We start from the raw sequence: 14143 nt of genomic DNA, 5'->3' as shown, positions 1-14143 counted from the left end.
GACTTTACCGAACCAGGCCCGATATTAGCGGGCAACATTGTCGGTAGTTTGTGCGGTTTTGGCAATTTGTCTTTGGTTAGTCGTTGCTGGTAGCGCTGTCAACGTTCCTTTGTTTGCGGGACTGACTGTGTTAAGAGCAGCAAATGGGTCGAAAACGCACCAAGTCAGGCAAAATCCGGCTGGCCGAAGTGGCCGAGCTCGCCGGCGTCAGCCCGATTACCGCGTCGCGCTTTTTCCGCAATCCGGAGGCCCTGTCAGTCGCCAAGCGGACGCGGGTCGAGAGCGCCGCCAAGGAGCTCGGCTATGTGCCCAACCTTGCCGCGCGCGCCCTCGCCTCGCAACGCACCGAGGTCATCGGTGTCCTGATCCCATCGCTCACCAACAACGTGTTCTCGGACGTGCTGCGCGGCATCTATGACGCCTCCGAAGGCAGCCGCTACTCGATCCAGTTGTCCAACACGCGCTACAGCATTCTCCAGGAAGAGAAGTTGCTGCGTCTGTTTCTGGCACAGAAGCCGGCCGGGCTGATCGTCACCGGCATCGACCAGACCGCGGAGTCCCGCGCGATGCTTCAGGCCGCGGACTGTCCGATCGTGCAGATCATGGAGATCGGCCCGGACCCGGTCGACATGATGATCGGCTTTTCGCACTATGATGCGGCCCGCGCGGCGATCGCGCATCTGTTCGAGCAAGGTCACCGCAAGGTCGGCTTCGTCGGCGCGAGGATGGATCCCAGGGTGCAGCGGCGGCTGGACGGATATGTCTCGGCCATGAAGGACGCCGGATCGTTCGACCAGCGCCTGGTGGTCACGACGGCGACGCCAACCTCGGTGACGCTCGGCGGCGCCCTGTTCACCGATCTGCTGGCGCGCGAGCCGGACATCGATGCGGTGTTCTGCGCCAACGACGACCTCGCGCTCGGCGTGCTGTTCGAATGCCGGCGCCGGGAGATCACAGTCCCCGGGCAGATCGCGATCGTCGGCTTCAACGATCTCGAATTCATGGCCGCCGCCGTCCCCACCCTCACCAGCGTCCGCACCAACCGCTATGAGATGGGCAAGACGGCCGCCACCATGCTGATCGACGCGATCGAGGGCCGCCGCCCGGAGCAGCCGGTGCTCGATCTCGGCTTCAAGGTGATCGAGCGGCAAAGCTCGTCGGCGCGACGTTCGGACAGCAGGCCAGCCGTATCAGGCGCGGGCGCGGCGAACAAAATGATAGCGTTACCAAGCAGCCACGACTAGTATCGGAATCGTGAGGAAACGACCCGCCAGCGGGAAGGCAGATCATCGCGCGCGCCGTTGGGCACCGCACATGCCGACACCATGAGACGGACGGTAGTCGCGTTTGCATTGCAGGAGAAACCAATGACAAAGAAACCAACCAACGGGCATGCCGCCGGCAGCAACGGTACCCGCCGCCATCTTCGCTCGCAGGAATGGTTCAACAACCCGCACAATCCGGGCATGACCGCGCTCTATATGGAGCGTTACCTGAATTACGGCCTCACCCGCGCCGAGCTGCAATCCGGCAAGCCGATCATCGGCATCGCCCAGACCGGAAACGATCTGTCCCCCTGCAACCGCCATCATCTCGAGCTCGCGCACCGCGTCCGCGAAGGCATCCGCGAGGCCGGCGGCATCGCGATGGAATTCCCGACCCATCCCATTCAGGAGACCGGCAAGCGACCGACCGCGGCGCTCGACCGTAACCTCGCTTATCTCGGCCTCGTCGAAATTCTCTACGGCTATCCGCTCGACGGCGTGGTGCTGACCACCGGCTGCGACAAGACCACGCCGGCCTGCATGATGGCGGCGGCGACGGTGAACCTGCCCGCGATCGTGCTGTCGGGCGGCCCGATGCTGAACGGCTGGCACAATGGCGAGCGCACCGGCTCCGGCACCATCGTCTGGAAATCGCGCGAGCGGCTCGCGGCCGGCGAGATCGACTATGAAGAGTTCATGGAGATCGTGGCCTCCTCGGCGCCCTCGGTCGGCCATTGCAACACCATGGGGACGGCCTCGACCATGAACGGGCTTGCCGAAGCGCTCGGCTTCTCGCTGCCGGGCTGCGCGGCGATCCCGGCGCCCTATCGCGAGCGCGGCCAGATCGCTTACGAGACCGGAAAACGCATCGTCGAGATGGTCTGGGAGGATTTGAAGCCTTCCGACATCCTGACCCGCAAGGCGTTCGAGAACTGCATCGTGATCAATTCGGCGATCGGCGGCTCGACCAACGCGCCGATCCACATCAACGCCCTCGCCCGCCATATCGGCGTCGAGCTGTCGATCGAGGACTGGCAGAAGTTCGGCCACGACGTGCCGCTCCTGGTCAACATGCAGCCGGCCGGCTTCTATCTCGGCGAGGAATTTCACCGCGCCGGCGGCGTGCCCGCGGTGGTGCGCGAATTGATGAAGCACAAGCGCATCCATGAGGACGCGGTCACGGTCAACGGCCGCGGCATCGGCGAGAACTGCAAGAACGCGCCCGCTCCCGACAACGACGTGATCTGGGCTTACGACAAGCCGCTGGTGAAGGACGCCGGCTTCCTGGTGCTGAAGGGCAATCTGTTCGATTCCGCGATCATGAAGACAAGCGTGATCTCCAAGGAATTCCGCGACCGCTACCTCAGCAACCCGAAGGACCTCAATGCCTTCGAGGGCCGCGCCATCGTGTTCGAGGGGCCGGAGGATTATCACGAGCGGATCGACGATCCCTCGCTCGACATCGACGAGCGCTGCGTGCTGTTCATCCGCGGCACCGGCCCGATCGGCTACCCCGGTGGCGCCGAGGTTGTGAACATGCAGCCGCCGGCGGCGCTGATCAAACGCGGCATCCTGTCCCTGCCCTGCATCGGCGACGGTCGCCAGTCCGGCACTTCTGGCTCGCCCTCGATCCTCAACGCCTCGCCTGAAGCGGCCGCCAATGGCGGGCTTGCCGTCCTCAAGACCGGCGACAAGGTCCGCATCGACCTCAACAAGGGCAGCGCCAACATCCTGATCCCGGACGAGGAGCTGAAGAAGCGCTACGCCGAGCTCAAGGCCAGCGGCGGCTTCAAGCATCCGCCGAACCAGACGCCGTGGCAGGAGATCTATCGCAACACCGTCGGCCAGCAATCGACCGGCGCCTGCATGGAGCTCGCCACGCGCTACCAGAACGTCGCCGGTACGTTCGGTGTGGCGCGGGACAATCACTGACACGGTCATTCCGGGGCGCGACGCAGTCGCGAGCCCGGAATCCATTCATCCACCGGCGCTGTGGCGCGATGGATTCCGGGTTCGCGCCAAGAGGCGCGCCCCGGAATGACGAAGGAAAATTCGCAGGAGAAACAACATGGCAGACCGCCTAAAGGGAAAGCGCGCCGTCGTCACGGCTGCCGCGGCAGGCATTGGGCGCGCTTGCGCCATCGCGTTCGCGCGTGAAGGCGCAACCGTCATCGCCACCGACATCAACGAAGCCGGCATCGCGAGCCTGACGAAGGAAGGCATCGCCGAGGTCGCAAAGCTCGACGTCCGCAACACCGCCGACGTCAACGCCTTCGCCAAGCGCGTCGGCAAGATCGACATCCTGCTCAACGCCGCCGGCTTCGTGCACCACGGCACCATCCTGGAGTGCTCGGAAGAGGATTTCGATTTCTCGTTCGACCTGAACGTCAAGTCGATGCACCGGACCATCAAGGCCTTCCTGCCCGACATGATCGCCGGCGGCGGCGGCAGCATCGTCAACATCTCGTCCTGCGCGGCCTTGCGGCCGCCGGCGAACCGCTACGTCTACAGCTCGTCGAAGGCGGCGGTGTCGCTGCTGTCGCGCGCGGTCGCGCTCGACTTCATCACCAAGGGCATCCGCTGCAACTCGATCTGTCCCGGCACCGTCGAGACGCCTTCGATGCTCGACCGCGCGGCAGCCCAGGGCCCGCAGGGCAAGGAGATGTTCATCTCGCGCCAGAAGATGGGCCGGCTCGGCACCGCCGAGGAGATCGCCGCGATGGCGGTCTATCTCGGCAGCGACGAGAGCGCCTTCACCACCGGCGTCGATCTCGTCGTCGACGGCGGCTACATGCTCTGACGCAGGAAGGCCTCCGGCATGAACAAGATCGATCTCAACGGCCGCATCGCTATCGTCACCGGCGGCGCGCAGGGCTTTGGCCGCGCCATCACCGAGCGCTTCGTCGCCTCCGGCGCCAAGGTCGCGATCTGGGACTTTGACGCCGCGCTGGCCGAGAAGACGGCAAAGGAGATCGGCGGCGAAACGAAAGTCTTCAAGGTCGACGTCACCGACACGGCGGCCGTCGAGCAGGCACGCGATGCGACGCTCAAGACCTTCGGCAAGATCGACATTCTCGTCAACAACGCCGGCATCGCCGGGGTCAACAAGCCGGTGTGGGAGACGGACCTGGAGGAATGGCGGAAAGTTCTGCGCATCAACCTCGATGGCCCCTTCATCGTCTCCAAGGCGATCGTGCCCGAAATGCTCAAGCAGAAATACGGGCGGATCGTGAACATCGCCTCGATCGCCGGCAAGGAAGGCAACCCGAACGCCGCGCATTATTCGGCGTCCAAGGCCGGCCTGATCGCGCTGACGAAGTCGCTCGGCAAGGAGCTCGCCGCCCATGACATCCTCGTCAACGCGGTGACACCGGCGGCGGCGAAGACCGCGATCTTCGACCAGATGACGCAGCAGCATATCGACTTCATGTTGTCGAAGATCCCGAAGGGGCGCTTCGTGCTGGTGGAAGAGCTCGCCGCGATGGTGAGCTGGCTCGCGTCGGAGGACTGCGCGTTCTCGACCGGCGCGGTGTTTGATATTTCCGGTGGGCGGGCGACCTATTGAGGACATCATGATCCGGGAAGGCGGCTGCCTGTGCGGCGCGGTACGGTTCAAGGCGGAGGGCGAGCCGCTCAACGTCCGCATCTGCCATTGCCGCATCTGCCAGAAGGCGATGGGTTCGCCCTATTTCGCCCGCGCGCAGTTCGACCAGCGTGCGCTGAGCGTCGACGGCGAGACTGCACGCTACGCCTCCTCGGAGAATATCGATCGCGTGTTCTGCAAGCGCTGCGGCACGCGGCTTTTCGCCTGGCGCCGCAACGGCACGCTAGCGGGCGTTGCGCTCGCCACCTTCGATGATCGTAACGCCTTTGCGCCGACCGAGCACATCTGGGCGTCGGAAAAGCTCGCCTGGGTGAAGCTCGACGACGGCTTGGTGCAATATCCCGGGACGATCCCGGCGTGACTTTGCGCGACTGCACGGCGGCCGGCCGAAGCATCCATCTGCAGCGTGGCAATTCGGAACCGGTCACCCTATGTTGAGCCGAAGCGTTGCTGCGCCGGTTTGGTCAGGACGGTTGCAAGGCCGCTAGCTAACCGAAATGGATGAGCTGTGAACATTTCCTTGTACGACCTGTCGGTGTGGGTGCTTCCCCTCGTGCTCGCCATCACCTTCCATGAGGCCGCGCATGCCTTCGTCGCGGACCGGCTCGGGGACAACACGGCCGCGCAGCTCGGCCGCGTCAGCTTCAATCCTATCAGGCATATCGACCCGTTCGGCACCGTCATCCTGCCGGCGATGCTGCTGTTCGCGCATTCGCCGTTCCTGTTCGGCTACGCCAAGCCGGTGCCGGTAAACTTCCGCAAGCTGAACAATCCCAGGCTCGACATGGTCTGGGTAGCGCTGGCCGGACCCGCCACCAACATCCTGCTGGCGCTCGCCACCGCCCTCGCCTTCCATGCCCTGCCGCTGGTGCCCGCGAGCGCGGCGAAATGGGTTGCCGACAACCTCAAGAATGCCCTCATCATCAACGCCATCCTGGCCGTCTTCAACATGATGCCGATCCCCCCGCTGGACGGCGGCCGAGTTGCGGTCGGGCTGCTGCCGCGGGCCCTCGCCTTGCCGCTGGCCCGGCTCGAGCCGTTCGGTATGTTGATCCTGATCGGGCTCTTGATCCTGCTGCCGCTGGCGGGCTCGCAGTTAGGTCTAAATCTTGATGTTATTTCAGCAATACTGCGGACGTTGACCGGTTATGTGATTCAGGCTGTTCTCTTCCTGACCGGCAATGCGTAGTTGAACCGGAACACCCGAACACGAGCCGAAAGGCCAGAGGCCGACTTGGTCAAAGCTGCCGATATGCTGATCGCGCGACGCGCCGACACCCGCGCCCGCGCCGATTTCGCCACCTGGAAGATGATGGCTAAGCTCAACGGGGCGTCCGCGCTGCCTCCGGAAGCCCAAGAGTTCCTGAGCAGCTACAGGAACCTGTTGGCGCAGATGAGCGAGGGCGAAGCCACCGAGGCCACCATCGGTGCGATCTACAAGGCCTATTACGTCGAGATGGGTGGCGCTGGAACGCCGCCCGACGTCCGTCCGCGCGAGGCCGAGCCGGCAGCGGATAATGTTACCGCTTTCCGGCGCCCGGCGCCGAAGCCGAAAAGCGCTGGTTTCTTCGGGACAGGCGCGGCCAGCGGAGCCCAGAAACGGCCCCTGCCCGTGGCGCTGATCTTCGCCTGCCTGGTGGTGGTCTATGTCGGGATCCGGCTCTACTGGCGTTGAGCCGACTTCTTGTTGGCGGTCTTCTTCGATTTCTCAGGGGCGAAGCTGATCTCGAGGGTGCGCTCGAAACGCTCCTCGGTCAGTTGAACCGGAGGCGGCTCGAAAGGATCCGCCTTGCGAACCATCGAGATCGCAGCTGCATCGTAGGCGGCGTCGCCGGACGACGCGATCACGTCGACCGAGACCACATTTCCCTTTCGGTTGAGCGCGAAACTCACCGTGACCTTCTGATTGGCGTTCTCTCTGCCTTCCGGATTGATCTGGTGCTGCTTGATACGCGCACTGATTTTCTTGTTCCAGTCCACCGTGATCTTCAGGATGTCCTTGCCGAGCCCAACCACCGGCGCCAGGGCCTTTTCGGCCTCGCGCGTTGCGTCCTCGAACGTTTGCCGGGCCATATCAACCTGCTTTGGGGCAGCCTCCATGGCGGGCGTTTCAACGGCAGCCGCCTTCGGATCGTCGTCCTGCTCCTTCTTCGCAACCTTTTCGCTGACAATGCGATCGGGATCCTCGGCCTCTTGCGGTCGATCTTGAGGAAGTTCCGTCTCCTTCAGTTCGGCCTTCTGCTCTGGAAGCTCCGGGCGCTCCTCTTGTGCCGCGGAGTCGTTTGGTCCGGTCGGCAAATCGGATTCCTGAGCCTCCGGCGAAGCCATCTCGACGGCGAACTCGGCTCCGGCCGCGCCGAGACCATCGCCGTCGTCGTCGCCGTGCAAATGCGCCAGCGCGAGCGCAGCACCGCCGAGATGCAGGGCGAGCGCGGCCGCCGCCGCCAGGATCCAGAGCTTCCGGGATGGTCTCGGTTCGTCCGCCATCGTTCCGTCTTCTTAAGGCTGGGCGGCGCCTGCCACAGGCGCCCCCGGTGCGCCTTCCAGCGCGACCAGCTTCACCCGCGTATAGCCGCCCGAGCGCAAGAGCTCCATCACGCCCATCAACTCGCCATAGGGCACCGAGCGATCAGCGCGCAGGAAAACGTACTTGTCCTTGCTCATCTCGGAAAGGCCGTCGAGGGTTCCGATCAACTCGGCCCGGTGAACGGCGTTCTCCCCGATCGCGAGCGTCAGATCGGGCTTGATGCTGAGATAGGTCGGCTTGTCCGGCTTCTTCTGCGGCGTCGCACTCGACGTCGGCAGATCGATCGGCAGGTCGACCGTGGACAGCGGCGCGGCGACCATGAAGATGATCAGCAGCACCAGAATGACGTCGATGAACGGCGTGACGTTGATGTCATGCGTTTCCGAGAAATCGTCGTCGTCATCATTGTCAGCGAGCGAAACGGCCATGGTCTACTCCGCCGCGCGCGAATGCACGCTGCCGTGGCTGCGGTCGAGATCACGCGACAGCAGTCGCCCCGCCGCGCCCGAGGCGCGGCTGACGAGCTCGAGATAGCCTTTCGTCACGCGCGAGAAGTGGTTGTAGATGATGACGGCGGGAATGGCGGCGACGAGGCCGATCGCGGTGGCGAGCAGCGCCTCGGCGATGCCGGGCGCGACCACGGCGAGGTTCGTGGTCTGCGACTTCGAGATGCCGATGAAGCTGTTCATGATGCCCCAGACCGTGCCGAACAGGCCGACGAAGGGCGAGGTCGAGCCGATGGTCGCGAGCACGCCCATGCCGATCCGGATACGCCGTTGCTCCGCGCGCACGATCTCGGAAAAGCTCGAGGCGGCGCGTTCCTTGATGCCGGCATCGCTGGACAGGCCAGCCGACATCCGCGCTTCGCGCAACGCCGCCGCAAGGAACGACGGCAGGATGCCCTCCTTGGTGCCGAGCGCCATCTGCGCTTCGGCAAGCGAGCGCGCCTCCGCAATCTTCTTCAACGCCGCACGCAGCTTGCCGGAGGCGACCGACAGCTCGATCGACTTGGCGATGAAGACGGTCCAGGTCATCAGCGAAGCGAAGGCGAGCCCGATCATCACCGCCTTCACGATGACGTCCGCCGACATGAACATCACCCAGGGCGACAATTCCTTCATGGCCGCAGCCTCGGGCTTCGCACCCGCGGGATTGGCGGCCACCGGGGCGGCGCCCACGACGGCGGGAGCCGTCGAGGCCGCAGGCGCAGCTGCCGGGGGGACGGTCCCGGCAGCGGACGGCTGAGCCGTCGATGGGGCCGGTGCCGGCGGGCTCTGCGTCTGGGCGGAAACGGGGGATGCGAGCCAGGCAGACGCCAGCATCAAGGCTGCGGCAAGGCTTGCTTGAAAGGAGATGGTCTTCATACTTCGGCCCAGTAGCGAATGAGATTGTGATAGATACCCGTCAATTTGACCGTTTCGGGATCGTCACGCCCGAGCCGTTCCACCAGCGCCTGTATCGCGGTGTCGAGGCCATAGATCATGCTCCGGGCTTGATCGTCCCGTATCATGCTCTGAAGCCAGAAGAAAGACGCAACCCGCGTCCCCCTGGTCACGGGGGCGACGAGAGGTGCTGGAGGATAGAGCACAAGGCCCTCCAATTCCTGTCGTTCACACGCGTCGAACGAATGTCGCCTGTTGGTATCGGCCACACAATTGCGGGTCAATGCGTGCCGTTCGCGAGAACCCTTGAATAGATCAAGATCAAAACGATTCTAAACTGCCCCGCTCTCTGAGCGAAGGATGCGTCCTAAACGCAAATCGATTGCTGGCCACTCGATCGCCGCTCTGGGTTTCATCAGCCACAGCAACTCGTCGACGGTCTTCGCAACGGCGCGCACGAGATCGGTGCTGTCCATGCCGGCGATGTTGGCGCCGTTGACAACGGCTTTGATTTCGTCGCGAAAGTCGGTGAGGAAGCACAAGGGATCGCGCTGCTCGTTGGCGACACGCGCGATCAACCCCTTGATCAGAATCTGGCACGCGATCAGCTTGCCGTTCAGCTCGTGCATGCTTTGCTCCGTCGCTGCGGCGCCGAAATGGACGATGCCGAAATCCATGGTAACCGAAACGGCTACGAGGCGACTTAGAACCGTTCTTGCGGCAGATCCGAAAGGCAGCGCGGCGCGGGGCCGATCGGTCCTGAGCACACTGCTCCGCGTGCTGCGCAAGACTTGCACGCCGGCCGGTCGCGGCGGGAAAACGCGGCATTGCACGTCGCCGCGCCAACGAGCTGCCTACACGGTGCAAAGCTTTCCAATTGTTTAGGATTCTCACCCGATAGTGCTGTTTACTCTGGAAGTTGGCGTGTATTATACATCATGCTGGAACCGTACGATTGCCCCGATATTCGTAGCCGAGGGCATACGAGCCGACACGAGACGACATGAACAAGTCCCGGCCGATCCTTTGGCTTCTGATCATCGCGGCCGTGGCTTCTGCGGGCTATTATGGTTGGCAGAAATTCGGCACGTCCGAGGCTGGAAAAACCCAGACCGCACAAAAAGGCCCGCCTCGCCCCTCCGCCGTCCCGGTCAGCGTTGCGCCGGTTCAGAAGACCGACTTTCCGGTCTATCTCACTGGTCTCGGCACGGTTCAGGGCTTTAACACGGTCCAGGTCCGAAGCCGTGTGGATGGCCAGATCGACAGGCTCGAATTTAGGGAAGGCCAGATCGTCAAGCAGGGCGATCTCCTGGTTTCGATCGATCCCCGCCCCTATCAGGCCACGCTTGACCAGGCCAAGGCCAAGAAGGCGCAGGACGAGGCCAGTCTCGCCAACGCCAATCTCGAGCTCCAGCGCGCCACGAAGCTCGGCGAATTCGCCACCGCCCAGCGCGTCGACACACAGCGCTCCACCGTCGCTCAGCTCACCGCCCAGATCGCCGCCGACGATGCCGCGATCTCCAACGCCCAGACCCAGCTCGATTACACCCAGATCAAGGCGCCGATCACCGGCGTGGCAGGCCTGCGTCAGGTCGACGTCGGCAACATCGTCAACGCTTCGTCGCAGACTGCCATCGTCACGATCTCGCAGGTCGAGCCGATCGCCGTGATCTTCACCGCGCCGGAAGACCAGCTCCCCTATATCAGCGAGGGCCAGAAGGCCGGCGCGCTCAAGGTGATCGCCTTCACCACCGACGGCAAGAGAACGCTGGCCGAGGGCAAGCTCGCGGTGATCAACAACCAGGTCGACGCGACCAGCGGCACGATCCGGCTCAAGGCGGTGTTCGACAACAAGGAAAGAACGCTGTGGCCGGGGCAATCGGTCTCGACGCGGCTCCTGGTGCGAACGCTGAAGGATGCGACGGTCGTTCCGGATGACGCGGTCCAGCGCTCCACCAACGGACTCTATGCCTATACGGTCAACCAGGACAACAAGGCCGAACTGCACAAGATCAAGGTCAGCTATGGCATCGACGGTCATTCGGTCATCGAGGAAGGATTGAGCCCCGGTCAGCAGGTGATCGTCGGCGGACAGTTCAAGGTGCAGCCCGGAAGCCTGGTGTCGACGGCGGTAGCAAGCTCGGATCCGACCCAGAACAAGGTTCGACAGCAATGATCGGGGGCGGGATTTCGGCGCCTTTCATCCGATATCCCATCGGCACCTCGCTGCTGATGGCCGGCATTCTCTTCGTCGGCCTGGTCGCCTATCCCCTGCTCCCGGTCGCGCCCCTGCCGCAGGTGGACTTTCCGACCATTCAGGTCACCGCCAATTTGCCCGGCGGCAGCCCCGAGACCATGGCTTCGTCGGTGGCGCAGCCGCTCGAGCGGCAATTCGCCCAGATTCCTGGCATCGCGCAGATGACCTCGACGAGCTATCTGGGCACGGCGTCGATCACCATCCAATTCGACCTCAACCGCAACATCGACGGCGCCGCCAACGACGTACAGGGTGCCATCAACGCGGCCAGCGGCCAGTTGCCGAGGAACCTGCCGTCGCCCCCGACCTACCGCAAGGTCAACCCCGCCGATGCGCCGATCCTGCTCCTGTCGGCGACGTCGGAGACGCTGCCGCTGACCAGCGTCAGCGATGCCGTCGACACCCAGCTCGCCCAGCAGATCAGCCAGCTCTCGGGCGTCGCCCAGGTCTTCATCGGCGGCCAGCAGAAACCCTCGATCCGCATTCAGGTCGATCCCGCAAAGCTGGTCGCCAAGGGCTTGTCGATGGAGGATATCCGCAGCCAGATCGCGATCACCACGGTCGACAGCCCCAAGGGCAATATCGACGGCGAGAAGCGGGCCTATACGATCTACGCCAACGACCAGCTCACCCACGCGAAGGACTGGAACGACGTCATCATCGCCTATCGCAACGGCGCTCCGTTGCGAATCCGCGATATCGGCCAAGCGGTCACCGCTGCCGAAGACGCCAAGCAGGCGGCGTGGGCCAACGGCAAGCGCGGCGTGTTCCTGGTGATCTTCAAGCAGCCCGGCGCCAACGTCATCGAAACCGTCGACAGGATCAAGGCGACCCTCCCTCGTCTCGTGGCGGCGATCCCGCCCGCGATCAAGATCGAGCTCATCAGCGACCGCACCGCGACCATCCGTGCCGCGGTCGAGGACGTCCAGTTCACGCTGCTCTTGACCATTGTGCTCGTGGTCATGGTCATCTTCATCTTCCTGCGCAGCTTCTGGGCGACGGTCATTCCTACCGTCACGGTCCCGCTGGCGCTGCTGGGCGCGTGCGCCCTGATGTGGCCGGTCGGCTATTCGCTCGACAATCTGTCGCTGATGGCGCTCACCATCGCGGTCGGTTTCGTGGTCGACGACGCCATCGTAATGCTCGAGAACATCACGCGTTACATCGAGGAAGGCGACTCGCCGATGGAGGCCGCCTTCAAGGGCTCCAAGGAAATCGGCTTCACGATCGTCTCCATCAGCATCTCGCTGGTCGCGGTGCTGATCCCGCTGCTCCTGATGGGCGGCATTATCGGGCGCCTGTTCCGCGAATTCGCCGTGGTGCTGGCGATGACTATCTTCGTTTCGATGTTCGTATCGCTGACGCTGACACCGATGATGGCCTCACGCTTCCTGCGTGCCCATGGTGAGGTGCAGCACGGCCGCTTCTATCAATGGAGCGAGCGCGCCTTCGACGCGATGCTGCGCGGCTACGAATATGTGCTCGATCACGCCCTCGCCTGGCGGCGCACCACGCTCGCGATCTTCTTCGTCACGCTCGGCCTGTCGATCTACCTGTTCGTGCTGATCCCCAAGGGCTTCTTCCCGCAGCAGGACGTCGGCCTGATCACGGCCACGTCCGAAGCCTCGCAGGACATCTCGTTCAAGGAGATGGTGAGACGCCAGGAGCAACTCGGCAAGATCATCCTGGCCGATCCCGACGTTGCCAGCGTTGCCATGTCGATCGGCGGCAGCGGCCGTGCCGGCAACAACGGCAACCTGTTCATCACGCTGAAGCCGCGCAATGAGCGTGACGCTTCGGCCCAGCAGATCATCGCGCGTCTGCGTCCGCAGTTCGACAAGGTCCAGGGCGCCCGCCTCTACATGCAGGCGGCCCAGGACGTGCGGCTCGGCGGTCGACCCACGCGCACTCAGTTCGAATTCACGCTGCAAGACGCCAATCTGGACGAGCTGAACGAATGGGCGCCGAAGATCCTTGGCAAGATGCAGACACTGCCGGAGCTGCGCGACGTCGCGACCGACCAGCAGACGCAGGGCACGACGGTCCAGCTCAAGATCAACCGCGACACCGCCGCCCGCTACGGCATCCAGCCCCAGCTGATCGACGATACGCTGTATGATTCCTTCGGACAGCGGCAGGTCACGCAATATTTCACGCAGCTCAACACCTACAAGGTGATCCTGGAAGTCCTGCCGGAGATGCAGGGCGATCTCGAGACGCTAAACAAGCTCTATGTGAAATCGCCGCTGACCGGCGACCAGGTGCCGCTGTCGACCTTCGCGAGCTGGACCACCGATCCGGTCCGCCCGCTCTCGATCAGCCATCAAGGCCAGTTCCCGTCGATCACGATCAGCTTCAATCTCGCGCAAGGCGTCGCGCTCGGCCAGGCCACCGAGGCCGTGCAGAAGGCGATGGCGGAGCTCGGGACGCCGCCCACGCTGAATTCGAGCTTCCAGGGCACCGCGCAGGCGTTCCAGCAATCGCTCGGCACCGTGCCGCTCCTGATCCTCGCCGCGCTGGTCGTGGTCTATCTGATCCTCGGCATTCTCTACGAGAGCTACATCCATCCGATCACGATTCTGTCGACGCTACCCTCGGCCGGCGTCGGCGCGCTCGCGATCCTGATGGCGGCCGGATTCGACTTCAGCCTGATCGCGCTGATCGGCATCATCCTCCTGATCGGCATCGTGAAGAAGAACGGCATCATGATGGTGGACTTCGCGATTGCCGCCGAGCGCGACGAGCACAAGACGCCGGAGGAATCGATCCGCCAGGCCGCACTGCTGCGCTTCCGCCCGATCATGATGACGACGATGGCGGCCCTGCTCGGCGGCGTGCCCCTCATGCTCGGCCACGGCACCGGCGCCGAAATCCGCCAGCCGCTCGGCTACGCCATGGTCGGCGGCCTGATCGTCAGCCAGGCGCTGACGCTGTTCACCACGCCGGTCGTCTATCTCTATCTCGACAAGCTCAACAACTGGTTCTCGACCTGGGGCCGTTCGGACGACGAAGGCGAGGAGACGCCCGAGCAGGGCAGCGTCAAGGAAGCCGCCGAGTAAGGTTGCGCCGCGCCTGCCGCGACGCTACAGCGAGACCCCGGTTCGCAAA

13 protein-coding genes and 1 pseudogene are annotated in these 14143 nt (G+C 63.9%); 9 read left to right on the top strand and 5 right to left on the bottom strand.

The window, feature by feature from the left end:
- Positions 1-143: 143 nt before the first annotated feature.
- From I6F12_RS07300 to I6F12_RS07270, 7 genes are all read left to right on the top strand, one after another.
- Complete coding sequence (locus tag I6F12_RS07300) at positions 144-1244, top strand: LacI family DNA-binding transcriptional regulator (protein ID WP_225124260.1); 1101 nt, start codon at positions 144-146, stop codon at positions 1242-1244.
- Between the two features lie 123 nt (positions 1245-1367).
- Positions 1368-3197, top strand: coding sequence for an IlvD/Edd family dehydratase (locus I6F12_RS07295; protein WP_225155868.1), 1830 nt, complete (start codon positions 1368-1370; stop codon positions 3195-3197).
- A 136-nt stretch (positions 3198-3333) separates the two neighbouring features.
- Entirely contained in the window at positions 3334-4065 is a 732-nt protein-coding gene (locus I6F12_RS07290) for an SDR family oxidoreductase (protein ID WP_036001186.1), read from the top strand.
- Positions 4066-4083: 18 nt separating this feature from the next.
- Positions 4084-4830 carry an SDR family NAD(P)-dependent oxidoreductase gene (locus I6F12_RS07285; RefSeq protein WP_225155867.1) on the top strand — a complete coding sequence of 249 codons (747 nt, stop codon included), beginning with the start codon at positions 4084-4086 and terminating at the stop codon, positions 4828-4830.
- A 7-nt stretch (positions 4831-4837) separates the two neighbouring features.
- Entirely contained in the window at positions 4838-5230 is a 393-nt protein-coding gene (locus tag I6F12_RS07280; RefSeq protein ID WP_225155866.1) for a GFA family protein, read from the top strand.
- Between the two features lie 147 nt (positions 5231-5377).
- Complete coding sequence (locus tag I6F12_RS07275; protein WP_036001193.1) at positions 5378-6058, top strand: site-2 protease family protein; 681 nt, start codon at positions 5378-5380, stop codon at positions 6056-6058.
- A gap of 63 nt (positions 6059-6121) precedes the next feature.
- Positions 6122-6544, top strand: coding sequence for a hypothetical protein (locus I6F12_RS07270; RefSeq protein ID WP_036034307.1), 423 nt, complete (start codon positions 6122-6124; stop codon positions 6542-6544).
- Here I6F12_RS07270 and I6F12_RS07265 read toward each other — a convergent pair.
- The 5 genes and pseudogenes from I6F12_RS07265 to I6F12_RS07245 all read right to left on the bottom strand — a co-directional run bounded on the left by I6F12_RS07265 (position 6532) and on the right by I6F12_RS07245 (position 9407).
- Complete coding sequence (locus I6F12_RS07265; protein WP_036001198.1) at positions 6532-7356, bottom strand: TonB family protein; 825 nt, start codon at positions 7354-7356, stop codon at positions 6532-6534. The genes I6F12_RS07270 and I6F12_RS07265 overlap by 13 nt on opposite strands.
- A gap of 12 nt (positions 7357-7368) precedes the next feature.
- Positions 7369-7824 (bottom strand): TonB system transport protein ExbD, encoded by a 456-nt coding sequence (gene exbD, locus I6F12_RS07260; RefSeq protein WP_036001202.1) that lies wholly within the window; start codon positions 7822-7824, stop codon positions 7369-7371.
- Between the two features lie 3 nt (positions 7825-7827).
- Entirely contained in the window at positions 7828-8760 is a 933-nt protein-coding gene (exbB, locus tag I6F12_RS07255; protein WP_225112193.1) for a tonB-system energizer ExbB, read from the bottom strand.
- Positions 8757-8984 (bottom strand): annotated as a pseudogene (locus I6F12_RS07250) (PKHD-type hydroxylase); the annotation flags it as partial. The gene exbB and the pseudogene I6F12_RS07250, both read right to left, overlap by 4 nt.
- A gap of 126 nt (positions 8985-9110) precedes the next feature.
- The gene (locus I6F12_RS07245; RefSeq protein WP_225156132.1) at positions 9111-9407 is read right to left on the bottom strand and encodes a hypothetical protein; all 297 of its coding nucleotides are present in this window, start codon (positions 9405-9407) and stop codon (positions 9111-9113) included.
- Positions 9408-9781: 374 nt separating this feature from the next.
- On the opposite strand from I6F12_RS07245, the gene I6F12_RS07240 reads away from it, so the two are divergent.
- Both I6F12_RS07240 and I6F12_RS07235 read left to right on the top strand, forming a co-directional pair.
- A complete protein-coding gene (locus I6F12_RS07240) occupies positions 9782-10954 on the top strand; it encodes an efflux RND transporter periplasmic adaptor subunit (protein WP_225125804.1) in 1173 nt (390 codons plus the stop codon).
- Complete coding sequence (locus I6F12_RS07235; protein ID WP_225155865.1) at positions 10951-14094, top strand: multidrug efflux RND transporter permease subunit; 3144 nt, start codon at positions 10951-10953, stop codon at positions 14092-14094. Before I6F12_RS07240 ends, I6F12_RS07235 begins: the two co-directional genes overlap by 4 nt.
- The last annotated feature ends 49 nt before the right edge of the window (positions 14095-14143 follow it).

Origin of the sequence: Bradyrhizobium sp. IC4059 (genome assembly GCF_020193615.1) — a bacterium.
GTDB classification, from domain to species: Bacteria; Pseudomonadota; Alphaproteobacteria; order Rhizobiales; family Xanthobacteraceae; genus Bradyrhizobium; species Bradyrhizobium yuanmingense.
Note: the sequence above shows the minus strand (reverse complement) of the source record. Positions and strands in the feature narration are given on the sequence as shown.

Coding starts and splice junctions, on each gene's coding strand:
- I6F12_RS07235 (WP_225155865.1), top strand. CDS start 10,951: ATGATCGGGGGCGGGATTTCGGCGCCTTTCATCCGATATCCCATCGGC.
- exbB (WP_225112193.1), bottom strand. CDS start 8,760: ATGAAGACCATCTCCTTTCAAGCAAGCCTTGCCGCAGCCTTGATGCTG.
- I6F12_RS07295 (WP_225155868.1), top strand. CDS start 1,368: ATGACAAAGAAACCAACCAACGGGCATGCCGCCGGCAGCAACGGTACC.
- I6F12_RS07265 (WP_036001198.1), bottom strand. CDS start 7,356: ATGGCGGACGAACCGAGACCATCCCGGAAGCTCTGGATCCTGGCGGCG.
- I6F12_RS07285 (WP_225155867.1), top strand. CDS start 4,084: ATGAACAAGATCGATCTCAACGGCCGCATCGCTATCGTCACCGGCGGC.
- I6F12_RS07290 (WP_036001186.1), top strand. CDS start 3,334: ATGGCAGACCGCCTAAAGGGAAAGCGCGCCGTCGTCACGGCTGCCGCG.
- I6F12_RS07280 (WP_225155866.1), top strand. CDS start 4,838: ATGATCCGGGAAGGCGGCTGCCTGTGCGGCGCGGTACGGTTCAAGGCG.
- I6F12_RS07270 (WP_036034307.1), top strand. CDS start 6,122: ATGCTGATCGCGCGACGCGCCGACACCCGCGCCCGCGCCGATTTCGCC.
- I6F12_RS07240 (WP_225125804.1), top strand. CDS start 9,782: ATGAACAAGTCCCGGCCGATCCTTTGGCTTCTGATCATCGCGGCCGTG.
- I6F12_RS07300 (WP_225124260.1), top strand. CDS start 144: ATGGGTCGAAAACGCACCAAGTCAGGCAAAATCCGGCTGGCCGAAGTG.
- exbD (WP_036001202.1), bottom strand. CDS start 7,824: ATGGCCGTTTCGCTCGCTGACAATGATGACGACGACGATTTCTCGGAA.
- I6F12_RS07245 (WP_225156132.1), bottom strand. CDS start 9,407: ATGCACGAGCTGAACGGCAAGCTGATCGCGTGCCAGATTCTGATCAAG.